This is a genomic window from Streptomyces sp. NPDC058279 (assembly GCF_042881255.1).
GTDB lineage: Bacteria > Actinomycetota > Actinomycetes > Streptomycetales > Streptomycetaceae > Streptomyces.
The window spans coordinates 110,749-135,083 of record NZ_JBHVYA010000007.1 but is presented as its reverse complement, the minus strand read 5'-3'; the positions used below and the strand labels follow the sequence as shown (position 1 = coordinate 135,083).

The following is a 24,335-nucleotide window of genomic DNA, read 5'->3' as shown; positions in this document are numbered from 1 at the left end:
ACGGCTCACGATCCGGCGTTGACGTTGGCGATGACGGCGGTGGCGATGGCCAGGACCACGGCGCCGGCGAGCAGGGCGCTCAGGTAGCTCTGCAGGTTGCCGGTCTGGGCCCGGCGTACGAGACCGCCGAGCAGCCGGGGGCCGGTGCCCGCGCCGCGGACGTACGTGTCCACCACCTCGCGGTCGAGGAAGCGGACCAGGCTCGCGGCGCCGCGGACGGGGCGGACGAAGAGCCGGTCGTAGACGGCGTCGAGGTGGAAGCCGTCGGCGGCGTGGCGGTGCAGGGGGCCGAGGAGGGCCTTGCCGGGGTCGGGGGCCGGCCCGGCGGGCACGGTGGGGTGGTCGTGGGTGACCTCGGCGACCTCGGGGGTCTCGGCGGCCGACTCCGCGGCTGCGGCAGCGGCGGGCACTCCGGTCGCGGCCAGGCCCGCGCCGGCGGCGGCCTTGGCGGTGGCGCGCTGCCACAGGCCGTAGGTGAGCAGGGCTCCGATGAGCGCGGCGCCGGTGCCGAGGAGGGAGGTCGTCAGGGTCGGGGTGAGTGCGCGGCCGTCGAACCAGTCGGCGATCGGTCCGGCGGCGAGGCCGAAGCCGATCGACGGGATCGCCAGCAGCCACAGCACGCCGGTCATGGCGAGGGGTTCCCGGCCGTGGTCGGGGGCGGCGGCGCCCCGGCCGTGGAAGGCCATCAGCCACAGGCGGGTGGCGTAGGCGGCGGTGAGCAGGGCGGTCAGCACGCCGGCGGTGAGCACGATCCAGCCGGCGGCGGCGGGCGCGAACTCGGAGTGGCCGCCGGCGGTGTGTTCGGCGGCGACGAGGACGGCTTCCTTGGAGAAGAAGCCGGCGAAGGGCGGGATCGCGGCGAGCGCGAGGAGCGCGATCGTCATGGTCCAGAAGGCGTCGGGGATGCGCTTGGCCAGGCCGTCCATCCGGGACATGGCGGCCAGGGAGTTCGTCCCGGCGGCGTGGATGATGACGCCCGCGCCGAGGAAGAGGAGCGCCTTGAAGGCGCCGTGGGAGAGGAGGTGGAAGACGGCGGCGGCACGGTCGCCGACGGCCAGGGCGCCGGTCATGTAGCCGAGCTGGCCGATGGTGGAGTAGGCGAGGACGCGTTTGATGTCGTCCTGCGCCAGGGCGGCCAGGGCCGAGCCGACCATCGTGAGGGCCGCCATGACGGCCATGACCATCAGCGCGGCGCGGGAGGCCGCGAAGACGGGGAGGAGGCGGGCGACGAAGTAGATGCCGGCGGCGACCATCGTGGCCGCGTGGATGAGTGCGGAGACCGGGGTGGGGCCCGCCATCGCGTCGGGGAGCCAGGTATGTAGCGGGAACTGCGCGGACTTGCCCGCCACGCCGGCCAGCAGGAGCAGGGCGATCAGCGTCGGGTGGTTCAGGTCGCCGGAGGCGACGGCGCCCAGGATCTTGGTGATCCGGAAGGAGCCGGCGTCGGCGGCGAGCGCGAACAGGCCGATGAGGAAGGGCACGTCGCCGAGCTTGGTGACGAGGAAGGCCTTGAGGGAGGCGGAGCGGGCCGCCTCGGTCTCCCAGTAGTGGCCGACCAGGAAGTAGGAGCAGATGCCCATGACCTCCCAGCCGACCAGCAGCACCATCAGGTCGCCGGAGTAGACGACGAGCAGCATGGCGGAGGTGAACAGGGAGACCAGGGCGGCGTAGGAGGGGTAGCGCGGGTCGTCGCGGAGGTAGGCCGTCGAGTAGATCTGCACGCAGGTGGCGACGACCCCGACGAGGACGGCGACCAGCGCGGCGAAGCCGTCGATGTCGAGGGAGAGGTCGATCGGCACGGAGCCGGTCGGAGTCAGCTCGGTCGCCGTTTCGATGGCCTGGCCGCCGCCTTGGCGGACGGCGACGAGGACGGCGAGGACGGCGGCGGCCAGCGTCGGGAGTACGGCGAGCGGCCGGACGAAGCCGGGGGCCCGGCGGCCGAAGAGGAGTCCGGCGACCGCGGCCAGGAAGGGGAGGACGGGGACGAGGACCGCGAGGGTCGTGGTGCTCACGCGGTGACCTCGCTCTGCTGGTTCGCGGCGGTGGAGGAGTCGGGGGTGGCCGGGGGCGGTTCGTGGCCTTCGGCGGTGTCGCGCAGCCGGTCGATGTCGGAGCTGCCCCGGTTGCGATACACCATCAGCACGATCGAGAGGCCGATGCCGATCTCGGCGGCGGCGATGGCGATCGTGAAGAGGGTGAGGGCCTGGCCGGCGTGCAGGGTGTCGCGCAGCCAGATGTCGAAGGCCACCAGGTTGAGGTTGACGGCGTTGAGCATCAGCTCGACGGACATCAGGACGAGGATGGCGTTGCGGCGGGCGAGCACTCCGTACAGGCCCGTGCAGAACAGCAGCGCCGCGAGCACGGCGGGGTAGGCGAGGTGCATCAGCGCGGCCCCTTCTCGGTGGCGCGGCCGGTGGCTCGGGGGCCGGTGGCTCGGGGGCCGGTGGGGCGGGAGGCGACGGCGTCGCGGTCGGGGTCGGCCGGGTCGGTCCTGCGGGAGAGCACGATGGCACCGATCAGGGCGGCGAGGAGGAGGACGGAGAGCGCCTCGAAGGGCAGCACCCAGTGCCGGAAGAGGATCTCGCCGGAGACCTTCGTCGAGCCTTGGACGGGCCCGTCGAGGTCGATCCAGGTGGTACGGAAGGCATCGACGACGACCCAGACGAGCGCGGCGGCGGCGACCGTCGCGACGCCGAGGGCGACCGGGCGGTTGCGGGAGTCGGCGTCCGGTGAGGGCCCGATGGGGGCCTTGGTGAGCATCAACCCGAAGAGGAGGAGGACGACCACGGAACCGAGGTAGATCAGCACCTGCACCCAGGCGATGAACTCGGCGGTCAGCAGCAGGTACTCGACGGCGATCCCGCCGAGCGCGACGACCAGCCACAGGGCGGCGTGCACGAGCTGCTTGGTGGTGACGGTGATGGCGGCCGCGCCGAGGGTGGCGAGGCCGACCAGGACGAAGGCGATCTCCACGCCGGTCGGGGACAGGAAGCCCGGTCCCGCCGTCGTGGCCGGCGCGTGGGTCGTGGCCAGGATGTGGGCGGCGGGGCTCACGCGTCTGCCTCCGGCGTGCTGTCGGTGGCCGGCCCGGCGGTGGGCTCGGTGCTGGTCGGCGCGGTGGCCGCCGCGGCGGCGGCCTCGGCCTTCTCCACCGCCTTGCGGGCGGCGGCGACTTCCTTCGGCTCCTCGGCTGCCGGGTCGAGGGCGGGCGGGGCGGGCACGGTCCACATCCACTCGCGGAGCTTGTCGCGCTCGTGGGTGAGTTCCAGGATGTCCGTCTCCGCGTACTCGAACTCCGGCGACCAGAACAGGGCGTCGAAGGGGCACACCTCGATGCAGATGCCGCAGTACATACAGAGGGAGAAGTCGATGGCGAAGCGGTCGAGGACGTTGCGGCTGCGCTCGCGGCCGCCGGGGGCCGCGGCCGGCACCGTCTCCTTGTGGGAGTCGATGTAGATGCACCAGTCGGGGCACTCACGGGCGCACAGCATGCAGACCGTGCAGTTCTCCTCGAACAGGCCGATGACCCCGCGCGAGCGGGGCGGGAGTTCGGGCTGCACCTCGGGGTACTGGGCCGTGTGCGAGCGCTTCGTCATCGTGCGCAGGGTGACGGCCAGCCCCTTGGCGAGGCCGGATCCGGGGATGGGGGGCATTACTGGATCGCCACCTTCACGATGCCGGTGAGCGCGATCTGGACGAGCGCGAGGGGGATGAGCACGGTCCACGCCAGCTTCTGCAACTGGTCCTCGCGCAGTCGCGGGTAGCTCACACGGAGCCAGATCACACCGAAGGCGAGGATCGCGACCTTGAGGAGGGTCCACACCCAGCCGAGGCCGTCGGCGCCGAACGGGCCGTGCCAGCCGCCGAGGAAGAGGACCGTGGTCAGGGCGCAGAGGACGACGATGCCCGCGTACTCGGCGAGCAGGAACAGCGCGAAGCGCAGGCCCGTGTACTCGGTGTACGCGCCGAAGATGATCTCGGAGTCGGCGACGGGCATGTCGAAGGGGGGCCGCTGGAGCTCGGCGAGGCCGGCGGTGAAGAAGACGACGGCGCCGATGATCTGCCAGGGCAGCCACCACCAGTGGAACGATTCGAGGATGCCGGGCAGGGACACGGTCCCGGCGGCCATGGCGACCGAGGCGGCCGCGAGCAGCATCGGCAGTTCGTAGGCGAGGAGCTGGGCGGCGGTGCGCAGGCCGCCGAGCAGGGAGAACTTGTTCGCGGACGCCCAGCCGGCCATCAGGCTGCCCAGTACGCCGACGCCCATGACGGCGAGCGCGAAGAAGAGACCGGCGTCGATGACCTGGCCGACGGCGCCGGTGCCGGGGCCGAGCGGGATCACCACCAGGACCAGGAGGTACGGGAGCAGCGCGACGGCGGGCGCGAGCTGGAAGATCCGCCGGTCGGCGTTGGCCGGGACGATGTCTTCCTTCTGTGCGAACTTCACGCCGTCCGCGACGAGCTGCGCCCAGCCGTGGAAGCCGCCGGCGTACATGGGGCCGAGGCGGCCCTGCATGTGGGCCATGACCTTGTGCTCGGTCTGGCCGACGACGAGCGGGAGCACGAGGAAGACGGCGAAGACGAGGACCAGGCGCAGGGCGACGTCGAGTACGTCGTTCACGCGTCGCCTCCATCGTGGGGGTCGGGGGTGTTCGGGCTGGTGGTGTCGGGGCGGGCGGCCGGCTCCGCGGTCGGGGCCGGGTCGTCGAAGGCCGGCTTCGGGTCGTGCCACGGGGCGTCGCGCCTGGCCGGCGGTTTCGCGGCGGGGGTCGTCGCCTCCGTCGCGGGCTCGGCGGGAGCGGGCTGAGCCGGAGCGGCCTCGGTCGGAGCGGCCTCTGCCGGCGGGGTCGCCTGGCTCGCCGAGCCCTCCGACACCGAACGGGTACGCCGGGCCGGACGCGGGGGCGGGGTCTCCTCCATGGGCGCCTGGCCGGCGGAGCCTTCGGCGACCGAGCGGGTGCGGCGGACCGGGGCGCCCTCGCGCGCGGCGGCGGCGCGGGGGGTGCGGGCCGGGCGGGCCGGGGCCGGGGGCAGCTGGCCCTTGAGCGGGCCCCACTCGTTCGGGTCGGGCACGCCCGGCGGCAGCATCTGCCGCCGCTTCGGCGCGTCCGGGTCGTGGGCCTCGCCCGGCTCCTTCGCGCCCGGCCACGCCTTGGCCACGCGCGCCGCCAGGACGAAGTCCTTGCGCAGCGGGTGTCCCTCGAAGTTCTCCGGCAGCAGCAGCGGCACGAGGTGCGGGTGGTCGGTGAAGGTCACCCCGAACATCTCGAAGGTCTCGCGCTCGTGCCATTCCGCGCCCGCGTAGACCGCGACCGCCGACGGCAGCGACGGCGCCGCGTGCGGAACCGTCGTCCGCAGCAGCAGGCGACGTACGCGGTGGCCCTCCAGCGCGACGACGTGCGCGCAGATCCGGAAGCCGGTGCCCGGCTCGTCCACCGCGCTCAGCCAGTCGAAGTAGGTGCAGCCCAGCTTGTCGCGGGCGATCTCCAACGCGGCGATCCAGGACCCGACGGGCACGTCGACCGTGAGGACGTCGTACGCGAACGAGCCCACGGCCTCGGCCCCGAACACCGTCGGGGCGCCGTCGGGCAGGGTGTCGTAGAGGTTCACTTCGCCGCCCCCTCGGCGGCGGGCGGTGCGACGAGGCCGCTGGTGAGCTGCGCGACCGACGAGCCGGCGGTGGCGTAGCGGTCGGCGAGCGACTCCCGGGCGATCTTCTCCTGGAGCTTGAGGATGCCCTGGAGCAGCGCCTCGGGGCGCGGCGGACAGCCGGGGACGTAGACGTCGACGGGGATGATCTGGTCGACGCCCTTCGTCACCGCGTACGAGTCCCAGTACGGTCCCCCGCAGTTGGAACAGGCGCCGAAGGAGATCACGTACTTCGGCTCCGGCATCTGCTCGTAGAGCCGCTTGACGGCCGGGGCCATCTTGTCCGTGACGGTCCCGGAGACGATCATCAGGTCGGCCTGGCGGGGGCCGGGCGCGAACGGGATGACGCCGAGCCGGATGAAGTCGTGCCGGGCCATCGACGCGGCGATGAACTCGATCGCGCAGCAGGCGAGGCCGAAGTTGAAGACCCACAGGCTGTACCGGCGTCCCCAGTTGAGGACCACCTTCATGGGTTCGGGGGCCAGCCGGGAGAGCACTCCGAGCCGCTTCGGCTCCGGGAGGAACTCCGGGGTGGTCGCGGCCGGTGGCAGGTCCGGCGTCATGCCCGGTGTCACGTCCGGTGTCACGTCCATTCGAGGACGCCCTTCTTGTACGCGTAGAGCAGGCCGACGGCCAGGAAGCCCAGGAAGACGAACATCTCCACGAGCGTCGTGGCGCCGTAACCGGCGGCGGCGAAGACCGTCGCCCACGGGAAGAGGAAGATCGAGTCGACGGCGAAGATGACGTAGAGGAACGCGTACACGTAGTAGCGGACCTGGGTGTGGGCCCAGCCCTCGCCCACCGGGTCCACACCGCATTCGTACGTCAGCAGCTTTTCGGGGGTCGGGACCACGGGCCGCAGCAGGCGGCCGGCGCCGAAGGCCACGGCGACGAAGAGCACGCCGAGTACGGCGAGCAGTCCGACGACCGAATAGCTTCGGAAGTAGTCCGCCGCGAGCACGTTTACGGTCGATACCGTTGGGTCGGGCACGTCCGTTTCCTCGCTCCTCGGCCACTGTCGACGATCTGGATGATCTGGTACGCACGGGAGTCTAGAGCCTGGGCCACAGCGGGTGGGGTTATCCCCCGTTCACTGCGGGCGGGCCACCCCATGGCATCCGGGCTGCGCACTTGGCACGCTGTGCCGCATGACCGCGAGCAGCCACACCCTTGATGACGACCGTCCTCCCCGCGTCCGGGGCGCCTTCGACGTCTCGACGTGGAAGGAGATCGCGTACCTGCTGAGCAATCTGCCGGTGGCGTTGATCGGTTTTGTTTACATGGTTGTCATGGTTGCGGCGATGGCTGGGCTGTCCGTGACCGCCGTCGGACTGCCGTTGCTCGCCGGTGGCCTGTGGGGCGCGCGGCAGCTCGGGAAGCCGGAGCGCGCGCGGGCGCGGGCACTGCTGGGGGTCCGCGTGGACGAGCCCACACCGCTGCCGGGGCCGCGGCGGTCCGGTGGGTTCTTCCCCTGGCTGTGGACGAGCGTCAAGGATCCGGTGGCCTGGCGGACCGTGCTGTACGCGCTGGTCCGACTGCCGTGGGCGGTGCTGACTTTCAGTATGGCGCTGGTGGGGCTGTTCGTGCTGTGGCCGGTGTTGCCGTGGTTGGTGCGCGGCCTGGCCCTCGTGGACCGGGCGATGGTACGGGGTCTCCTGTCGCCGTCCGACGGGCTGGAGCGGCGCATCGCGGAGCTGGAGTCCGGCCGGGGCGTGGTCGTCGACACGGCGGCGGCGGACCTGCGGCGGATCGAACGGGACCTGCACGACGGGGCGCAGGCGCGGCTGGTGGCGTTGGCCATGGGGCTGGGCCTGGCGAAGGAGAAGGTGCTGGAGGACCCGGACGCGGCGGCGGCGATGGTCGACGAGGCGCACGGGGAGGTGAAGATCGCCCTCCAGGAGCTGCGGGACCTCGCACGGGGGATCCACCCGGCGGTGCTGACGGACCGGGGGCTGGACGCGGCGCTGTCGTCGTTGGCGTCGCGGTGCGTGGTGCCGGTGAAGGTGGCGGTGGACCTGCCGGGGCGGCCGGCGGCGGCGATCGAGGGGATCGCGTACTTCGTGGTGTCGGAGCTGCTGCAGAACGTGAGCAAGCACGCGCGGGCGACGGGCGCGAGTGTCGAGGTGTGGCGGGCGGGAACGGGGCGGCCGGGGGGCCGGGGTGCGGGGCGGCTGCTGATCCGGGTGTCGGACGACGGGCGGGGCGGAGCGGATCCCCTGGCCGGGGGTGGGTCTGGGATGGCGGGGCTCGCGGAGCGGGTGGGGGCGGTGGACGGGGTCTTCCTGGTGGACTCGCCGGAGGGTGGGGGGACGGTGGTGACGGCGGAGCTGCCGTGGCGCGACCGCGCGGTGTAGCGGGGGGCTCCGCCGGTTTCGGGGGTTCGGGGGCGTGGGTGCGGCGCCGTTGCGCGAAGCGGTCCCGGCTGCGCCGGGCCTTACGGGGCTCCGCCCCGGGCCCCACGCCTCAAACGTCGGCGAGGCTGGATCGGGCCCGGCGGGGGTGGATTTGCCCAGCAGGGCTGGATCGGCGCCGCGAGGCTGGGTTTGCCCGGCGAGGACGGAGTGGCCCCGCCAGGCTGAAGTGGGGGTGGGGTTAACCCCCCGGGCGGGAGGCCCACGTGCCGGATGGTTCGGGGGTGGGGGCGGCGGCAGGGTGGGGGTATCGGAAAGACGCGAAGGGCGGGGACATGGGTGAGGGCAGTGGGGTCGGGCGAGTGGTGCGGGCGCCCGTGGCGGGGCGGACGTGGCGGGAGTTCGGGTACCTGATCACCGGGTTTCCGCTGAGCGTGCTGTACTTCGGGCTCACCGTCACCGGGCTGAGCCTCGGCGCCGGGCTGTTGGTCACCTTCCTCGGGGTGCCCGTGCTGGCCGGGGTGCTCGCGATGGGCCGGGGTTTCGGTCGGGTCGAGCGGGCCCGGGTGCGGGGGTTGCTGGGCGGGAAGGTCGGGGAGCCGGCGCCGATCCGGGCTCGTAAGCCGGGGATGTTCCCCGCCGTGGGGGCCGTGCTCAAGAGCGGGAGCGCGTGGCGGCACGCCCTGTACCCGGTGCTGCACTTCCCCTGGGCGGTGTTCGGGTTCACCGTGGCACTGGTGTTCTGGGTGTGCGGCTGGTCCATGCTGCTCTACCCGCTCTGGTTCTGGATCTTCCCGACCTTCACCGACCGGAGCGGCCTGGTCGTGTTCCAGAACGACAGCTACTCCTTCACCCTGGACACCCCGGCGGCCGTCGCCGGCGCCGCCGTCTGCGGCCTCGCCCTCACCCTGACCACGCCTTGGGTGATCCGCGCGCTGACCACCGTCGACCGCGTGCTCGTGACGTCCCTCCTCGGACCGTCCCGGCTGGACAGCCGGGTCAGCGAGCTGGAGTCGGACCGGGGCGCGGTCGTCGACACGGCCGCCGCCGACCTGCGCCGCATCGAGCGGGACCTGCACGACGGGGCGCAGGCCCGCCTGGTGGCGCTGGCCATGGATCTGGGTCTGGCCAAGGAGAAGCTGGCCGAGGACCCGCACGGCGCCGCCCGGATGGTGGACGAGGCGCACGGTGAGGTGAAGGTCGCCCTCCAGGAGCTGCGGGACCTGGCGCGCGGCATCCATCCGGCCGTCCTCACCGACCGGGGACTGGACGCGGCGCTGTCGTCGGTGGCCGCGCGGTGTGCGGTACCGGTGGCGGTGGCGGTGGAGCTGCCGGAGCGGCCGTCGGCCTCGGTCGAGGGGATCGCGTACTTCACGGTCTCCGAGCTGCTGCAGAACATCAGCAAGCACGCGGGGGCCCATACCGCGAGCGTGGAGGTGTGGCGGGCGGGCGACCGGCTGCTGCTCCAGGTGTCCGACGACGGCCGGGGCGGTGCGGACGCGCGGGCGGGGTCGGGGCTCGCGGGACTCGCCGGACGGCTCGACGCGGTGGACGGGACGCTGGTCGTCGACTCCCCCCTCGGCGGCGGCACCACCGTGACGGCCGAGGTGCCCTGGCGCGCGTAGCGCCGTGACCGGACGCCTCCGGCCGGCCACAGCACCGGTGGCCCGGATCGGCCCCCGATCGCCCCCGATCACCCCCACTTGGCCCGGACTCCCCTGTTCCGGGCCATCGGGCTGGGATGCTTGGCCCAGCCGGGATCACCGGGGTCACGGGTACGAGTGGACGCGGGAGCTGCTGAGTCGTGGAAGACAGGGTGCGGGTGGTCATCGCCGAGGATTCAGTGCTGCTCCGTGAGGGCCTGACCCGGCTGTTGACCGACCGGGGGCATGACGTCGTCGCGGGCGTCGGGGACGCGGAGGCCCTGATCAAGACGGTGGCGGAGCTGGACGCCGAGGGTGCGCTGCCCGACGTGGTCGTCGCCGACGTACGGATGCCGCCGACGCACACCGACGAGGGGATCCGGGCCGCCGTGCGACTGCGCCGCGACCACCCCGGGATAGGTGTCCTGGTGCTGTCGCAGTACGTGGAGGAGCAGTACGCCACCGAACTCCTGGCCGGTTCCACTACCGGCGTGGGGTACCTGTTGAAGGACCGGGTGGCCGAGGTGCGGGAGTTCCTCGACGCCGTGGTGCGCGTGGCCCGGGGCGGCACCGCCCTGGACCCCGAGGTGGTCGCCCAGTTGCTCGGCCGCAGCCGGAAGCAGGACGTGCTCGCGGGCCTGACGCCGCGCGAGCGCGAGGTGCTGGGGCTGATGGCCGAGGGGCGCACCAATTCGGCGGTGGCCAAGCAGCTCGTGGTGAGCGACGGGGCGGTCGAGAAGCACGTCGGCAACATCTTCATGAAGCTCGGCCTGTCCCCCAGTGACGGGGATCACCGGCGCGTACTGGCGGTTCTCACCTATCTGAAGTCCTGATCGACTGACACCTTGTCAGCCGGGACGGGTCGGCGCGGTCAGCCGGCACGGGTCGGCGCGCCTCCATCGACGCGCCGGCCGGTATCCGGGGCAGCACCGTCGACCGTTTGGCATATTCGCGTAATGCACGGCGTCTGTCGGACAGACCGTCCTCGAAACGACGGTCCAGAATACGGGCGGCCCAGGGACGAGAGACCTGACGGACGTAGGGTTGACCTTGGGAGCGAACGCCCGCCTCGAAGGAGGTCCAGTTCAGTGACCAGCCAGGTCAGTAGCCCAGCCGAGCAGGCCGACGGGGCCGGAGAGACCGTGGTCGGCGAGCAGCGCACGCTGCCCCGACCAGGTGGGGGCGGCAAGGAGATCCGCCGTCTGGACCGTGTGATCATCCGTTTCGCCGGTGACTCGGGTGACGGCATGCAACTCACCGGCGACCGCTTCACCTCTGAGACGGCGTCGTTCGGCAACGACCTCTCGACGCTGCCGAACTTCCCGGCCGAGATCAGGGCGCCCGCGGGCACCCTCCCGGGTGTCTCTTCGTTCCAGCTGCATTTCGCGGACCACGACATCCTGACGCCCGGCGACGCGCCGAACGTGCTGGTGGCGATGAATCCCGCGGCCCTCAAGGCGAACATCGCCGATGTGCCGCGCGGCGCGGAGATCATCATCAATACGGACGAGTTCACGAAGCGGCCGATGGCGAAGGTGGGTTACGAGACCTCCCCGCTGGAGGACGGTTCCCTCTCCGCGTACAACATCCACCCGGTGCCGCTGACGACGCTGACGGTGGAGGCGCTCAAGGACTTCGGTCTCTCGCGGAAGGAGGCCGAGCGGAGCAAGAACATGTTCGCGCTGGGCCTCCTGTCGTGGATGTACCACCGGCCGACCGAGGGCACGGAGAACTTCCTGCGGCAGAAGTTCGCGAAGAAGCCGGACATCGCCGAGGCGAACGTGACGGCGTTCCGGGCCGGCTGGAACTTCGGCGAGACGACCGAGGACTTCGCGGTCTCCTACGAGGTCGCCCCCGCCACCCGCGCGTTCCCGACGGGCACCTACCGCAACATCTCCGGGAACCTGGCCCTCGCCTACGGCCTCATCGCCGCAGGTCAGCAGGCCGATCTCCCGCTCTACCTCGGCTCGTACCCGATCACCCCGGCCTCGGACATCCTGCACGAGCTGAGCAAGCACAAGAACTTCGGCGTGCGGACCTTCCAGGCGGAGGACGAGATCGCCGGCATCGGCGCGGCCCTCGGCGCGGCCTTCGGCGGCGCCCTCGCGGTGACCACCACCTCCGGCCCCGGTGTCGCGCTCAAGTCCGAGACCATCGGCCTGGCGGTCTCCCTGGAACTGCCGCTGCTGATCGTGGACATCCAGCGCGGCGGCCCCTCCACGGGTCTGCCGACCAAGACGGAGCAGGCCGACCTGCTCCAGGCGATGTACGGGCGCAACGGCGAGGCGCCGGTGCCGATCGTCGCCCCCCGCACCCCGGCCGACTGTTTCGACGCCGCCCTGGACGCGGCGCGGATCGCGCTGACCTACCGCACGCCGGTCTTCCTGCTCTCCGACGGCTACCTCGCCAACGGCTCCGAGCCCTGGCGGATCCCGGAGGTCGCCGACCTGCCCGACCTGCGGACCCGTTTCGCCACGGGACCCAACCACACCCTCGCCGACGGCACCGAGGTGTTCTGGCCCTACAAGCGGGACCCGGAGACCCTGGCCCGCCCCTGGGCGCTGCCCGGCACCCCCGGACTCGAACACCGCATCGGCGGCATCGAGAAGCAGGACGGCTCGGGCAACATCTCCTACGACCCGGCCAACCACGACTTCATGGTCCGCACCCGCCAGGCGAAGATCGACGGGATCGCCGTCCCGGACCTGGAGGTCGACGACCCGGACGGGGCCCGCACGCTCGTCCTGGGCTGGGGCTCCACGTACGGCCCCATCACCGCCGCCGTCCGCCGGCTGCGCACCGCCGGTCTCCCCGTCGCCCAGGCCCACCTGCGCCACCTCAACCCGTTCCCCGGAAATCTCGGGGAGGTCCTGAAGCGTTACGACAAGGTAGTGGTGCCGGAGATGAACCTCGGGCAGCTGGCCACCTTGATCCGGGCGAAGTACCTGGTGGACGCCCAGTCGTACAACCAGGTCAACGGCATGCCCTTCAAGGCGGAACAGCTCGCGACGGTTCTCAAGGAGGCCATCAATGACTGACGTGACCGACGCGCCGACCCCGTCGCTGCTGTCGCTGGTGCCCAAGGCGCAGGCCAAGCAGTCGATGAAGGACTTCAAGTCGGACCAGGAGGTCCGCTGGTGTCCGGGGTGTGGTGACTATGCCGTCCTCGCCGCCGTGCAGGGCTTCATGCCCGAGCTGGGGCTGGCGAAGGAGAACATCGTCTTCGTCTCGGGCATCGGCTGCTCCTCCCGCTTCCCCTACTACATGAACACGTACGGGATGCACTCCATCCACGGCCGTGCCCCCGCCATCGCCACCGGCCTGGCCACCTCCCGCCGGGACCTGTCCGTGTGGGTCGTCACGGGCGACGGGGACGCCCTGTCGATCGGCGGCAACCACCTGATCCACGCCCTGCGCCGCAACGTCAACCTGAAGATCCTGCTCTTCAACAACCGGATCTACGGTCTGACCAAGGGCCAGTACTCGCCCACCTCAGAGGTCGGCAAGATCACCAAGTCCACCCCGATGGGCTCCCTCGACGCCCCCTTCAACCCGGTCTCCCTCGCGCTCGGCGCCGAAGCGTCCTTCGTCGCCCGCACCGTCGACTCCGACCGCAAGCACCTCACCGAGGTCCTGCGCCAGGCGGCCGACCACCAGGGCACCGCCCTCATCGAGATCTACCAGAACTGCAACATCTTCAACGACGGCGCCTTCGAGGTCCTCAAGGACCAGGAGCAGGCCCAGGAGGCGGTCATCCGTCTCGAACACGGGAAGCCGATCCGCTTCGGCGCCGAGGGCCACAAGGGCGTGGTCCGCGACCAGACCACCGGCGACCTGGAGGTCGTCACCGTCACGCCGGAGAACGAGGCGCGCGTCCTGGTCCACGACGCGCACGCGGCGAGCCCGACCACCGCCTTCGCCCTCTCCCGGCTCGCCGACCCCGACACGCTGCACCGGACGCCCATCGGCGTCTTCCGCGACATCGACCGGCCGGTCTACGACACCCTCATGGCCGACCAGCTCGACACCGCGATCGACCAGCGCGGCAAGGGCGACCTCGGCGCCCTCCTGACGGGCAACGACACCTGGACGGTGGTCGGCTGATCCGCCGCCCCCCGCGAGAGGCCCGGATCCCGTCAGGGAGTCCGGGCTTCGTCGTAGCGGGCCCGGGCCGCCTGGACGTCCGAGGTCCGCCGCTCGGTCCAGCGGGCGAGCGCCCAGACCTGTTCGGCCGCCTCGCGGCCGAGGTCGGTGAGCGAGTAGTCGACGCGCGGCGGTATCACCGGATACGCCCGGCGCAGCAGGAAGCCGTCGCGTTCCAGGGTCCGCAGGGTCTGGGTGAGCATCTTCTCGCTGACGCCGCCCACCTCCCGGCGCAGTTCGGCGAACCGGTACGGCCGCTCGACGAGGGCCGCGAGGACGAGGACGCCCCAACGGCTGGTCACGTGCTCCAACACCCCGCGCGACGGGCACATCGGGGCCTTCACACTTACGTCCGCACTCGTCTCTGCCCTTACGTCCATACCAGCACCTTACTTCAAAGTGGGTACTTCCCAAAAGTTAGCGCTCTCCATACGGTAGTGACACAAGCGAACGTCGCACGAAGGAGAGCCGTCATGAGCCGCATCGTCGTCACCGGAGCCACCGGAGCCCTCGGCCGGCTGGTCGTCGCGGACCTGCTGGAGCGGGTTCCGGCCGACCGGATCGCCGTCCTCGTCCGGAACGAGGAGAAGGCCGCCGACCTCGCCGCGCGGGGCGTCGACGTACGCGTCGCCGACTACGACGACCCGGCGAGCCTCGCCGGCGTCTTCACCGCGGGCGACCGGGTCCTGCTGATCTCCGGCAGCGAGGTCGGGCGCCGCGTCCCGCAGCACACCGCCGTGATCGAGGCCGCGAAGGCGGCGGGCGTCGCGCAGCTCGCCTACACCGGCATCCTCGGCGGCCCCGACGCGGACTTCGAGCTGGCCGCCGAGCACAAGGTCACCGAGCAGGTGATCCTCGACTCCGGGCTGCCGTACACCTTCCTCCGCAACGGCTGGTACCACGAGAACTACACCGCCCAGCTCCCCGTCGTCCTGGAGCACGGCGCGGTCGTGGGCAGCGCCGGGGACGGCCGGATCGCCTCCGCCGCGCGGGCCGACTACGCGGCGGCCGCCGCGGCAGTGCTGACCGGCGAGGGGCACCTGAACCGGGTCTACGAACTCTCGGGCGACACCGCCTGGAGCCTGGAGGAGTACGCGGCCGAGGTGGCCGGGCAGTCCGGCCGCGAGGTCGCGTACGCGGCGCTCCCCGCCGACGCCCACCTGGACGTCCTCACCGGCGCCGGGGTGCCCGAGCCGTTCGCGGCGATCCTGGTCGACGTGGACGCGGCGATCGCGCGCGGCCGACTGGCCGGGGCGAACGGCGACCTGTCCCGGCTGATCGGGCGGCCCACCACCCCCGTCGCCCGGGCCATCGCCTCGGCCCTGGCCTGAGTCCGCTCGGCTTCGGCTCCACAAGCTCTCGGATGTGTCATGAGTATCTCGCGCTGACGGACATGACATCCACGCGCTGCGGCGCTACGGTCGTGAAGTTGTGAGATTGGCCGGAAGTCGCACTGGAGGGCCCGTGAAGGCGGACAACGAGCAGCGCACGGGTTTGCTCTACGGATTCGGCGCATATGGGATGTGGGGGCTGGTCCCCCTGTTCTGGCCGCTCCTCAAGCCGTCCGGGGCGATCGAGATCCTCGCCCACCGCATGGTGTGGTCCGTCGTCGTGGTGGGCGTCGCGCTCCTCGCGCTGCGCCGCTGGGGCTGGATCGCCGAACTGGTGCGGCAGCCGCGCAAGCTCGGCCTGACCGCGGCGGCCGCCTGCGTGATCAGCGTGAACTGGGGCCTTTACATCTGGGCCGTCAACCACGGCCGGGTGGTCGAGGCGAGCCTCGGCTACTTCATCAACCCGCTCGTGACCATCGCCCTGGGCGTCCTCCTCCTGGGCGAGCGGCTGCGCCGGGCCCAGTGGGCGGCGGTGGCCATCGGCTGCGCCGCCGTCGCGGTGCTCGCCGTCGGGTACGGGCGTCCGCCGTGGATCTCGCTGGTGCTCGCCTTCTCCTTCGCCGCCTACGGGCTGATCAAGAAGAAGCTCGACATGGGCGGCCTGGAGTCGTTGACCGCCGAGACCGCGCTGCTGTTCCCGGCCGCGCTGGCGTACCTGGTGTGGCTCGGGGTGCGGGGCGAATCGACCTTCACCACCCATGACCTCGGCCATTCCGCGTTGCTCGCCTCGACGGGCCTGGTCACGGCGCTCCCGCTGATCTGCTTCGGGGCCGCCGCGATCCGCGTGCCGCTCTCCACCCTGGGGCTGCTCCAGTACCTGGCGCCGGTGTTCCAGTTCGGGCTGGGGGTCGTGTACTTCCACGAGGCGATGCCGCCCGAGCGCTGGGCCGGCTTCTCCCTGGTCTGGGTCGCGTTGGTCATCTTGACCTGGGAGGCGCTGCGGACCTCGCGGCGGAACCGGGCCCGGCTCGAAGCCGCCACGCCCGGGTCCCCCGGGACGGCCGCGCCCTCCGATTCGACGCCGCCCGCGGCCGTGGCGCCGACCCCGGAACCCGCGTAACGCCCCCGAACCCGCGTAACGCCCGCCCGTCACACCCCACCGCACCCCCGCTCCCCGGCACGGACCCACCGTGCCGGGGATCGTCCGTTCACCGAACACCGCTGTCCGGATTGCGCTCTTGACGGTTCGTCGCGCACTCACTGAGCATCGGGCTCGCACTGACGCACGCACGCTCACTTGCTCGATCCCCACACGTTCCGTCTCATCCCCAACGGAATCCGGAGCCCCCACATGAGCCTGTCCGTCTCCCGGCGCCTCGCCGCCGTGACCGCGCTCGCGGTCGCGGCCACGGGACTGTACGCGGCCACCACCCCCGCCGCGCTCGCCGCACCGGCCCAGCCCCCCAACGCCGTGACGGCCGCGACGGCCGTCACGGCGGCGCCGACCCCGCCCGACATCCCGGTGGCCAACGTCAAGGCGCACCTGGCACAGCTCCAGACCATCGCCACCAACAACGGCGGCAACCGCGCCCACGGCAAGTCCGGCTACAAGGCGTCGATCGACTACGTGAAGGCCAAGCTGGACGCGGCCGGGTTCACCACGACCGTGCAGACCTTCACCTCCAGCGGCGCCACCGGCTACAACCTCATCGCCGACTGGCCGGGCGGCGACCCCGATTCCGTGCTGATGGCCGGCTCCCACCTGGACTCGGTGAACGCCGGTCCCGGCATCAACGACAACGGCTCGGGCAGCGCTGCCATCCTGGAGACCGCGCTCGCCGTCTCCCGCGACCGACTCCAACCGACCAAGCACCTGCGCTTCGGCTGGTGGGGCGCGGAAGAACTCGGCATGATCGGCTCGAAGTCCTACGTGAACAACCTGCCGGCCGCCGAGAGGTCGAAGATCTCCGGCTACCTGAACTTCGACATGATCGGCTCGCCGAACCCCGGCTACTTCGTCTACGACGACGACCCGACGATCGAGCAGACCTTCAAGACCTACTTCGCGGGCCAGAACATCCCCACCGAGATAGAGACCGAGGGCGACGGGCGCTCCGACCACGCCCCCTTCAAGAGCGCGGGCATCCCGGTCGGCGGCCTGTTCTCCGGCGCCGACTACACGAAGACGGCCGCCCAGGCGCAGAAGTGGGGCGGTACCTCCGGTCAGGCGTTCGACCGCTGCTACCACGCGTCCTGCGACACCTCCGCGAACATCAACGACACGGCGCTGGACCGCAATTCCGACGCGATCGCCTACGCGGTGTGGACCCTCGGCGCCGCCGCCACGGTGCCGCCCGGCCGGTCCTTCGAGAACACGGCGGACGTGGCCGTCCCCGACTCCCCCGCCCCGGCGGTGACGTCACCGATCACCGTCTCGGGCGTCACGGGCAACGCTCCGGCGACCACCAAGGTCGACGTGAACATCGTCCACACCTACCGCGGTGACCTGGTGATCGACCTGATCGCTCCGGACGGCACGGCGTACCGGCTGAAGAACTCCGACTCGGACTCCGCCGACAACGTCGTCGCCTCGTACACGGTGAACGCGTCGAGCGAGGTGGCCAACGGGGTGTGGAAGCTCCAGGTCAAGGACGTGGCGGCGCAGGACACCGGCTACATCGACAGCTGGCGGATCACCTTCTGACCCGGCGCACCGGAACGGGACCACGCCGCCCCGGCTCCGCTACGCGTCCCCGCCGTGGGACCGCAGCGAGGCCGGGAGCGGCTCCCTGATGAGGGCCCGCAATTCCTCGGCGACCGTCCCGATGTCCGCGCGGCCGACCTTTGCCGCCTCCACCAGGTCGCCGAGCTCCTCCGGCGAGGGCAACTGCTTGGCCCCGGCGACCCGCAGGTACGAGCGGGTCGCGGCGGCGGCGTAGAACTCGTTCATCGGGGATTCCAGCGCCGGGCAGACGGCGAGGGTGTGCAAAAACGCGGCGGCCCGCCACGCGGTGTCCGGGGCGGGCTGTTCGGGCACCAGCACGAGGTCGTTCTGGTGCCGGGCGACCGCGGCGGCCACCCCGGACGGGTCCCATACGGCGGGATCCGACGGCAGATGATGGGCCAGAGCGGTCCAGGCCCACTCCATGGTGATCTTCAATGGCCGAACCGCTTCTGGAAATAGCCCCAGTGGTCGGCGAACTCGTCGATACCGGAGAGGAACGACTTCCGGTCCTCGTCCAGCTCGCGTTCGGTGACCTCGGTGATCAGCGCGGTGACCGTCGTACCCAGTGCCGCCGCGCGCGCCTTGAGGCGTTCGTGGAACTCTTCGTCCAGGCGGATGGTGACGTGTCTCGACATGTCCCTCACGGTACAGCGACCGCGCTGTACGCAGGAGGGGAACGGCACAAGGGTGGCCGGGGACACAGTCCCGGGCCACCCTCGCGCGTGGTGCGCCTACTTGGCGTCCGGTTACTTGGCCGAGTTGGCCGTCTTCACGAGCGCGTCCTTGGTGACCGCGCCGACGTAGACCTTGCCGTCGTCCGTGATCAGGGCGTTGACCAGGCGCGTCGAGAAGATACGGCCCGAGCCGAAGGAGCCGGTGACCTTGTCCCCGAGGGAGTCGAGGAACTGCTTGGCCTCCTTCGGGGCGTTCTTGTCCTTGGCCGCGCTCTCGGCGTCCTTGAGGCCCTTGCCGCCCGGTACGGAGATCTGCGCGACGGAGGCCCAGCCCTCGCCGAGCACCTTCACATCACCCTTGCCGGCACCGGCGGCGCCGCCGGTCAGACCGTCGAGGCCGGGGATGGACTCCAGGCCCTTGCCCCACTCCTTGCCGTGAACGCCGTCCTTGCCGTCCTTGCCGTCCTTGCCGGGGCCGTCCGCGCCCTCGGTCACCTTCGCGCCCTTGGGCGGGGTGAAGGCGAAGGAGTCGGCGGCCGGCTTGGCGAAGTCCACCTTGGTGAAGCCCGCGTCCACGATCGGCTTGCCGCCCTGGCTGGACAGCACCTGCACGCGCAGCGGCACACCGTTCTTGGCGTCCACGGCGATCTGTACCGAGCCGACCGTGGAGCCGGCCTGCTTGGGCTTGAGTACGAGCTGGTAGGCGTCCCGCCCGGCCACCTGGGCGGTGTCGCCCACGCTGACGTCGGTGGTGGGACCGGCGGCCTTGAGGGCCTGCTGCGCCATCTCCTGCGGCGAGGCCGGCATCCGCTCTCCGGCCTTGCGCTCGACGCCCGGCCCGGTCCGGCCGTCCTTCTCGTGGAAGACCTGGTTGGACTTGCTGTCGTAGCCCCACACGTCCTGGCCGTTGTGGGTGAGGCTGTACTCGTCCTTGCCGTCGAGGACGGTGAGCTTCTGCCGGTCCGGTCCGTCGGCGGCGACGCGGACGGTGTGCGTGCCGGTCGCGAGCTGCGCCACCTTGTCCTGCGGGTCGGCCGAGCCGCCCGTGACGCCGCCGCCGGCGCGCCCGCCCAGCAGGCCGCCCGCGAGGGTCGGCAGCCCCAGGTCCGTGCTGATCTTGGCGCTGCCGGAGAGCTGCTGGACGTCCGAGGCCGCGATCTTCTCGATGAGCTGCTGGGCGGTCACCTTGGGCAGGTCCGGGTTCCCGGCGTTGGCGAAGGCCGGGACCATCGCGATGGTCGCGGCCGCCACGCCGAACACCGCGACCGGTACGGCGTACCGAGCGGCCTTGCGGGTCTTCGTGTTCGTTGCCATCTTCTCTGCCTGCCTCCGTAGATGCGTCACGTCCACTCCCCGCCGCCACTCTCACCCGATCTGGTGGGGATGTGCCTCTATCTGACCAAAGGAGAGGGGTCGACGGCGTCACTCCCCGGACTCAACCCGGCGTACACCCCAGGGATGACACGACACGGGCCCGGCACCCCCTACCCGTAGGGGATGCCGGGCCCGTCGCAAGAGCCACCGGGTCCGTCCCGCGCGCCCAAACCAGCGCGTCCGACCCGCGCGTCCAACCCGCGCGGCTAGCCCGCCCGGTGCACCACCGCGTCGCACAGCTCTTCGAGCGCCGACTTGGCGAAGCACTCGGGGAGCGGGGCGAGCGTGGCCCGCGCGTCCTGCGCGTAACGGATGGTGTCGCGGCGCGCCTGCTCCAACGCGGGGTGCACGCGCAGCCGGGCCAGGGCCTCGGCGTGCCGGGCGTCGTCGCTCAGGTCCCCGTCCAGCAGCCGTACGAGGTCCAGGTCGTCGGGGTCGCGGTCCCGCTCGGCCATCTCGCGCAGGCGCAGGACAGGCAGGGTCGGGATGCCCTCGCGCAGGTCGGTGCCGGGGGTCTTGCCCGACTCGTGGGAGTCGGAGGCGATGTCGAGGACGTCGTCGGCGAGCTGGAAGGCGATGCCGAGCCGCTCGCCGTACTGGGTCAGGATGTCGACCACGGACTCGTCGGCACCGGCCATCAGCGCGCCGAACCGGCCGGAGACGGCGATCAGCGAGCCGGTCTTGCCGGCCATGACGTCGAGGTAGTGGGCGACCGGGTCGCGGCCGTCGCGCGGGCCGGCCGTCTCCAGGATCTGCCCGGTCACCAGCCGCTCGAACGCCTCGGCCTGGATGCGTACGGCCTCGGGGCCGAGGTCGGCCAGGATGTGCGAGGCGCGGGCGAAGAGGAAGTCACCCGTCAGGACCGCCACCGAGTTGCCCCAGCGGGTGTTGGCGCTCTCCACCCCGCGGCGTACGTCCGCCTCGTCCATGACGTCGTCGTGGTAGAGCGTGGCCAGGTGGGTGAGTTCGACGACCACCGCGGACGGCACGATCCCGGGGGCGTACGGATCTCCGAAACGGGACGCGAGCAGCACCAGCAGCGGTCGGAACCGCTTGCCTCCGGCCCGCACCAGGTGCTGCGCGGCCTCGGTGATGAAGGGGACTTCGCTCTTGGTGGCCTCCAGCAGACCCGCCTCGACGGCGGCCAGTCCGGCCTGGACATCGGTCTCAAGAGCCTGGTCCCGCACGCTCAGTCCGAACGGCCCGACGACGGTCACGAGGGGTACTCCTGTCTGCTGACGATCACTTTGACGATCACATGGATTGTCGATGTGTCGCTGCCATCACTCAAGCCAGCGTATCCGGTCTGTTTTCGATCACCCAGAGCGCCTGCCCCGTCGCCACGCGCGCACCGCCCGATGCGCACCGGTATGTTCGTCAGGAGCCTGAACAACCGGAGAAACAGGTTTTGTCCGGAACTGTCACCGACACAGACGAGCCGACCGATCCGGAGGCGGACGCCATGGCCGGGCCGCCCCCGTTCACCGAGGCGGTCCCGCATGATCATCCGTACCGACTTCCCCTACGAGACCACCCGCGAGGATGTCCGGATCCCGATGGCCGACAGGGTCGAGCTGTACGCGCGGATCTGGCGCCCGGTCGGCGACGAGCCCGTCCCGGCCCTGCTGGAGTACACCCCGGAGGGTCTCACCGACCGCACCGCCCCGCGCGACTGGCAGCGCCACCCCTGGTACGCGGGTCACGGCTACGCCTCCGTACGCGTGGACGTGCGCGGCCACGGCTGTAGCGGCGGCGTGCCCGGTACCGGCGGCGGGCCCGGCGACGGCGGCGGGCCCGGTGACGCGTACGACGCGCGGGAGCCCGCCGACGGCGTGGCGGTGGTGGAGTGGCTCGCGGCGCGGCCGTGGTGCACGGGCGCGGTGGGCATGTTCGGGATCTCCCGGGGCGGCTCCGACAGCCTCCGGATCGCCGCGCTCGCCCCCCGGGCGCTCAAGGCCGTCGTCGCGGTCTGCTGCACCGACGACCCCTACGACAACGACGGGCACTACCTGGGCGGCTCCGTGCTGGCCGCGGACCTGCACGCGGGGGCGGCCCGGACGCCGGCCCTGGCCGCACTGCCCCCGGACCCGCTGTACGTCGGCGACGGCCGGCGGGAGCAGTGGCTGACCCGGCTGGAGGCCGTGGAACCGCTGATCCACGCCCGGCTCGCGCACCAGACCCGCGACGCCTACTGGAGCCGGGAGAGCGTCCGCGAGGACTACGGGAGCGTCCGCGCGGCGGTGCTGGCGGTCGGCGGGTGGCACGACCCGTACCGGGACACCGTGCTGCGCCTGGTCGAGCACCTGCCGCGGGGCCGCGTCCGCGGACTGATCGGCCCCTGGTCGCACCAGTACCCCGACCGGGGGCTGCCGGGCCCGGCGATCGGCTTCCTCCAGGAGACCCTGCGCTGGTGGGACCACTGGCTCAAGGGCGAGGACAACGGGGTGATGGACGAGCCGCTGCTCCGCTCCTGGATCGGCGAGTCGCATCCGCCCGCCACCGGGTACGAGCGGATGGCGGGGCGCTGGGTCGGTGACGCGGCCTGGCCGTCGCCCTCGGTCGTGCCCGTCTCCTACGGGCTCCAGGGCGCGCCGGTGGCGGTCGCCTCGCCCCAGCACACCGGGCTGGACGCGGGCCGGTTCCGCCCCCTGGGGGGTGACGCGGACCTGCCGCCGGACCAGCGCGAGGAGGACGCGAAGTCGGCGTGCTTCGAGTTCCCGGTGGCGCCGGGCGAGCCGGTGGAGGTCCTGGGCCGGGCGCGGGTGACGCTGCGGCTGCGGATGGACGTCCCGTACGGGCAGGTGATCGCCCGGCTGTGCGACGTCGCGCCGGACGGGGCGTCGACGCTGGTCACGCGGGGCGCGTTGAACCTGTCGGCGCGCGGCGGCCGGGACCGGGCGGCGCCCTGGCCGGTGGGCTCGTACGAGGAGGTCGCCTTCGAGCTGAACGGGATCGGGCACGCGTTCCCGCCCGGTCACCGCATCCGGTTGGCGCTGTCCTCGGCGTACTGGCCGTGGATCTGGCCCCGGGCCGGCTCGGAGACGGGCTGGACCCTCGACCCGGCGGGCAGCACGCTGGAGCTGCCGTTGCGCACGGCGGGCCCGTTGGACGGCGGCATCGTCTTCGAGGCGCCGGAGCAGGCGGCGCCGCTGGGGGTCGTGTACCCGGCGACGCTGGACGAGCCGCGGCCGGAGCGGGTCGTCGTACGGGACGTCGCGCGCGGGGCGTGGCGGCTGGAGGTGAACCCCCGCCGCGGGGGGACGCGGGTGTACCCGGACGGACTGGAGGTCGGGGAGGAGGGGACGGAGGAGTACGAGATCCGCTCGACGGACGCCCTGTCCGCGCGGGTCCGCTCCCACTGGCGGATCCGGCTGCACCGGCCCGAGCCCGCCTGGGAGGCCACGGTGGAGACCCGCTCGGAGGTCTCCTGCGACGCGGGCGGGTTCCTGACGTCGAACGAGGTGGTGTGTCGGGAGGGCGACGAGGTGGTCTTCCACCGCACCTGGGAGCGCCGCTTCCCGCGCACGGCGGGCTGACCGGCCCCGGCCCCCTGCCCCGGCCCCCGGCGGCGGTTCAGCTGAACAGTCGCTCCAGGACCACCGCGATCCCGTCCTCCTCATTGGAGAGCGTCACCTCGTCGGCCACCGCCACCAGTTCCCGGTGGGCGTCCGCCATCGCCACCCCGTACGCCGCCCAGGCGAACATCGGCACGTCGTTGGGCATGTCGCCGAAGGCGATCGTGGCCGAGGCGGCCAGTCCCAGGACGTCCGCGGCCCGCGCGAGGCCGCTCGCCTTGTCGATGCCCGGTGGTTGGAGCTCCACCGTGTGCTCGCCGGCCATCGTCACGTTGACGAGGTCTGCGACCACCCCCCGGGCGACCCGGGTCAGTTCGTCGTCGTCCAGCTCGGGATGCTGGAGCAGCACCTTGTTGATCGGCGCCGTCCACAGGTCCGCGCGGCGCCGTACCCGGACCGTGGGCAGGTGCGGGTGCGGCATCCGGTAGCCCGGCCCTATCAGCATCTCGGCGTCCACCCCCTCCTGGTCGACCGCCACGTACACCTCGCCGATCTCCGCCTCGATCTTGCCGAGGGCGACCTCCGCCAGCCCCCGGTCCATGCACACGGAGTGCAACAGGCGCCCGCGCGCCGCGTCGTACACCTGCGCGCCCTGCCCGCACACCGCGAGCCCCGTGTACCCGAGGCCGTCCAGGACGTGGCGTACCTGGGGGACCGGGCGGCCGGTGACGATGATGTGCTGGGCCCCGGCGGCGCGGGCCCGCGCAAGGGCGGTGTGGGAACGGGCCGAGACGGTGTCCCCGGCGCGCAGCAGAGTCCCGTCCAGGTCGGTGGCGATCAAGGCGAAGGGGAGGGCCGAAAGCGGGGCGGAAGTCACCCGCGCAAGGATACGGACCCCTTTGGACAAGTCCTACAAATAGCGCCCGAATC

Annotated in this window: 23 protein-coding genes; 9 read left to right on the top strand and 14 right to left on the bottom strand. The window is 72.0% G+C overall.

All coding sequences use genetic code 11. The features are described 5' to 3' along the window. Positions 1-5 precede the first annotated feature (5 nt). The 8 genes from ACFVXJ_RS15965 to ACFVXJ_RS15930 are packed head-to-tail and all read right to left on the bottom strand — an operon-like array spanning position 6 to position 6,640. A complete protein-coding gene (locus ACFVXJ_RS15965; RefSeq protein WP_389662297.1) occupies positions 6-2,012 on the bottom strand; it encodes an NADH-quinone oxidoreductase subunit L in 2,007 nt (668 codons plus the stop codon). Continuing rightward, positions 2,009-2,383 carry an NADH-quinone oxidoreductase subunit NuoK gene (nuoK, locus tag ACFVXJ_RS15960; protein WP_389662296.1) on the bottom strand — a complete coding sequence of 125 codons (375 nt, stop codon included), beginning with the start codon at positions 2,381-2,383 and terminating at the stop codon, positions 2,009-2,011. Before nuoK ends, ACFVXJ_RS15965 begins: the two co-directional genes overlap by 4 nt. Continuing rightward, entirely contained in the window at positions 2,383-3,054 is a 672-nt protein-coding gene (locus tag ACFVXJ_RS15955) for an NADH-quinone oxidoreductase subunit J (RefSeq protein ID WP_389662295.1), read from the bottom strand. Before ACFVXJ_RS15955 ends, nuoK begins: the two co-directional genes overlap by 1 nt. After that, a complete protein-coding gene (locus tag ACFVXJ_RS15950) occupies positions 3,051-3,653 on the bottom strand; it encodes an NADH-quinone oxidoreductase subunit I (RefSeq protein WP_361312488.1) in 603 nt (200 codons plus the stop codon). The genes ACFVXJ_RS15955 and ACFVXJ_RS15950 overlap by 4 nt, the downstream gene beginning before the upstream one ends. Continuing rightward, entirely contained in the window at positions 3,653-4,621 is a 969-nt protein-coding gene (locus tag ACFVXJ_RS15945) for an NADH-quinone oxidoreductase subunit H (protein WP_389662294.1), read from the bottom strand. The genes ACFVXJ_RS15950 and ACFVXJ_RS15945 overlap by 1 nt, the downstream gene beginning before the upstream one ends. Then, entirely contained in the window at positions 4,618-5,610 is a 993-nt protein-coding gene (locus ACFVXJ_RS15940; protein WP_389662293.1) for an NADH-quinone oxidoreductase subunit C, read from the bottom strand. Before ACFVXJ_RS15940 ends, ACFVXJ_RS15945 begins: the two co-directional genes overlap by 4 nt. After that, positions 5,607-6,242 carry an NADH-quinone oxidoreductase subunit B gene (locus tag ACFVXJ_RS15935; protein ID WP_389662292.1) on the bottom strand — a complete coding sequence of 212 codons (636 nt, stop codon included), beginning with the start codon at positions 6,240-6,242 and terminating at the stop codon, positions 5,607-5,609. Before ACFVXJ_RS15935 ends, ACFVXJ_RS15940 begins: the two co-directional genes overlap by 4 nt. Continuing rightward, positions 6,233-6,640, bottom strand: coding sequence for an NADH-quinone oxidoreductase subunit A (locus ACFVXJ_RS15930; RefSeq protein ID WP_136213193.1), 408 nt, complete (start codon positions 6,638-6,640; stop codon positions 6,233-6,235). Before ACFVXJ_RS15930 ends, ACFVXJ_RS15935 begins: the two co-directional genes overlap by 10 nt. 157 nt (positions 6,641-6,797) lie before the next feature. Here ACFVXJ_RS15930 and ACFVXJ_RS15925 point away from each other — a divergent pair, with 157 nt between their 5' ends. The 5 genes from ACFVXJ_RS15925 to ACFVXJ_RS15905 all read left to right on the top strand — a co-directional run bounded on the left by ACFVXJ_RS15925 (position 6,798) and on the right by ACFVXJ_RS15905 (position 13,747). Next, positions 6,798-8,003, top strand: a complete 1,206-nt coding sequence (locus ACFVXJ_RS15925) for a sensor histidine kinase (protein WP_389662291.1) — start codon at positions 6,798-6,800, stop codon at positions 8,001-8,003. A 332-nt stretch (positions 8,004-8,335) separates the two neighbouring features. Further along, on the top strand, positions 8,336-9,625 hold the full coding sequence (locus tag ACFVXJ_RS15920; protein ID WP_389662290.1) for a sensor histidine kinase: 1,290 nt from the start codon (positions 8,336-8,338) through the stop codon (positions 9,623-9,625). A gap of 191 nt (positions 9,626-9,816) precedes the next feature. Then, positions 9,817-10,476, top strand: a complete 660-nt coding sequence (locus tag ACFVXJ_RS15915; RefSeq protein WP_389662459.1) for a response regulator — start codon at positions 9,817-9,819, stop codon at positions 10,474-10,476. 255 nt (positions 10,477-10,731) lie between these two features. Next, positions 10,732-12,681: a 2-oxoacid:acceptor oxidoreductase subunit alpha gene (locus ACFVXJ_RS15910; protein ID WP_389662289.1), complete on the top strand. Its 1,950-nt coding sequence runs from the start codon at positions 10,732-10,734 to the stop codon at positions 12,679-12,681. Then, positions 12,674-13,747, top strand: coding sequence for a 2-oxoacid:ferredoxin oxidoreductase subunit beta (locus ACFVXJ_RS15905; RefSeq protein ID WP_389662288.1), 1,074 nt, complete (start codon positions 12,674-12,676; stop codon positions 13,745-13,747). The genes ACFVXJ_RS15910 and ACFVXJ_RS15905 overlap by 8 nt, the downstream gene beginning before the upstream one ends. Positions 13,748-13,779: 32 nt before the next feature. On the opposite strand, the gene ACFVXJ_RS15900 is transcribed toward ACFVXJ_RS15905, so the two are convergent. Further along, positions 13,780-14,166 carry a winged helix-turn-helix transcriptional regulator gene (locus ACFVXJ_RS15900; protein ID WP_389662287.1) on the bottom strand — a complete coding sequence of 129 codons (387 nt, stop codon included), beginning with the start codon at positions 14,164-14,166 and terminating at the stop codon, positions 13,780-13,782. Positions 14,167-14,259: 93 nt separating this feature from the next. On the opposite strand from ACFVXJ_RS15900, the gene ACFVXJ_RS15895 reads away from it, so the two are divergent. The 3 genes from ACFVXJ_RS15895 to ACFVXJ_RS15885 all read left to right on the top strand — a co-directional run bounded on the left by ACFVXJ_RS15895 (position 14,260) and on the right by ACFVXJ_RS15885 (position 17,821). After that, entirely contained in the window at positions 14,260-15,117 is an 858-nt protein-coding gene (locus ACFVXJ_RS15895; protein WP_389662286.1) for an SDR family oxidoreductase, read from the top strand. 133 nt (positions 15,118-15,250) lie between these two features. Next, the gene (gene rarD, locus ACFVXJ_RS15890; RefSeq protein WP_389662285.1) at positions 15,251-16,237 is read left to right on the top strand and encodes an EamA family transporter RarD; all 987 of its coding nucleotides are present in this window, start codon (positions 15,251-15,253) and stop codon (positions 16,235-16,237) included. A gap of 231 nt (positions 16,238-16,468) precedes the next feature. Next, positions 16,469-17,821: a M28 family metallopeptidase gene (locus tag ACFVXJ_RS15885; protein ID WP_389662284.1), complete on the top strand. Its 1,353-nt coding sequence runs from the start codon at positions 16,469-16,471 to the stop codon at positions 17,819-17,821. Between the two features lie 39 nt (positions 17,822-17,860). Here the strand turns inward: ACFVXJ_RS15885 and ACFVXJ_RS15880 are convergent, their stop codons facing one another. The 4 genes from ACFVXJ_RS15880 to ACFVXJ_RS15865 all read right to left on the bottom strand — a co-directional run bounded on the left by ACFVXJ_RS15880 (position 17,861) and on the right by ACFVXJ_RS15865 (position 21,107). After that, complete coding sequence (locus tag ACFVXJ_RS15880; protein WP_361312510.1) at positions 17,861-18,277, bottom strand: hypothetical protein; 417 nt, start codon at positions 18,275-18,277, stop codon at positions 17,861-17,863. Further along, complete coding sequence (locus ACFVXJ_RS15875) at positions 18,274-18,477, bottom strand: hypothetical protein (protein WP_389662283.1); 204 nt, start codon at positions 18,475-18,477, stop codon at positions 18,274-18,276. The genes ACFVXJ_RS15880 and ACFVXJ_RS15875 overlap by 4 nt, the downstream gene beginning before the upstream one ends. A 111-nt stretch (positions 18,478-18,588) precedes the next feature. Then, a complete protein-coding gene (locus ACFVXJ_RS15870; protein WP_389662282.1) occupies positions 18,589-19,830 on the bottom strand; it encodes an outer membrane lipoprotein carrier protein LolA in 1,242 nt (413 codons plus the stop codon). 266 nt (positions 19,831-20,096) lie between these two features. After that, complete coding sequence (locus ACFVXJ_RS15865; RefSeq protein ID WP_389662281.1) at positions 20,097-21,107, bottom strand: polyprenyl synthetase family protein; 1,011 nt, start codon at positions 21,105-21,107, stop codon at positions 20,097-20,099. A gap of 282 nt (positions 21,108-21,389) precedes the next feature. On the opposite strand from ACFVXJ_RS15865, the gene ACFVXJ_RS15860 reads away from it, so the two are divergent. After that, positions 21,390-23,426: a CocE/NonD family hydrolase gene (locus ACFVXJ_RS15860; protein ID WP_389662280.1), complete on the top strand. Its 2,037-nt coding sequence runs from the start codon at positions 21,390-21,392 to the stop codon at positions 23,424-23,426. 37 nt (positions 23,427-23,463) lie between these two features. Here the strand turns inward: ACFVXJ_RS15860 and ACFVXJ_RS15855 are convergent, their stop codons facing one another. Further along, complete coding sequence (locus tag ACFVXJ_RS15855) at positions 23,464-24,282, bottom strand: Cof-type HAD-IIB family hydrolase (protein ID WP_389662279.1); 819 nt, start codon at positions 24,280-24,282, stop codon at positions 23,464-23,466. Positions 24,283-24,335: the final 53 nt, after the last annotated feature.

Excerpts from the sequence above, each read along its gene's own strand:
- nuoK (WP_389662296.1), bottom strand. The coding sequence starts at position 2,383 with ATGCACCTCGCCTACCCCGCCGTGCTCGCGGCGCTGCTGTTCTGCACG.
- ACFVXJ_RS15950 (WP_361312488.1), bottom strand. The coding sequence starts at position 3,653 with ATGCCCCCCATCCCCGGATCCGGCCTCGCCAAGGGGCTGGCCGTCACC.
- ACFVXJ_RS15935 (WP_389662292.1), bottom strand. The coding sequence starts at position 6,242 with ATGGACGTGACACCGGACGTGACACCGGGCATGACGCCGGACCTGCCA.
- ACFVXJ_RS15925 (WP_389662291.1), top strand. The coding sequence starts at position 6,798 with ATGACCGCGAGCAGCCACACCCTTGATGACGACCGTCCTCCCCGCGTC.
- ACFVXJ_RS15920 (WP_389662290.1), top strand. The coding sequence starts at position 8,336 with ATGGGTGAGGGCAGTGGGGTCGGGCGAGTGGTGCGGGCGCCCGTGGCG.
- ACFVXJ_RS15905 (WP_389662288.1), top strand. The coding sequence starts at position 12,674 with ATGACTGACGTGACCGACGCGCCGACCCCGTCGCTGCTGTCGCTGGTG.
- ACFVXJ_RS15900 (WP_389662287.1), bottom strand. The coding sequence starts at position 14,166 with ATGGACGTAAGGGCAGAGACGAGTGCGGACGTAAGTGTGAAGGCCCCG.
- ACFVXJ_RS15895 (WP_389662286.1), top strand. The coding sequence starts at position 14,260 with ATGAGCCGCATCGTCGTCACCGGAGCCACCGGAGCCCTCGGCCGGCTG.
- ACFVXJ_RS15885 (WP_389662284.1), top strand. The coding sequence starts at position 16,469 with ATGAGCCTGTCCGTCTCCCGGCGCCTCGCCGCCGTGACCGCGCTCGCG.
- ACFVXJ_RS15875 (WP_389662283.1), bottom strand. The coding sequence starts at position 18,477 with ATGTCGAGACACGTCACCATCCGCCTGGACGAAGAGTTCCACGAACGC.
- ACFVXJ_RS15870 (WP_389662282.1), bottom strand. The coding sequence starts at position 19,830 with ATGGCAACGAACACGAAGACCCGCAAGGCCGCTCGGTACGCCGTACCG.
- ACFVXJ_RS15860 (WP_389662280.1), top strand. The coding sequence starts at position 21,390 with ATGATCATCCGTACCGACTTCCCCTACGAGACCACCCGCGAGGATGTC.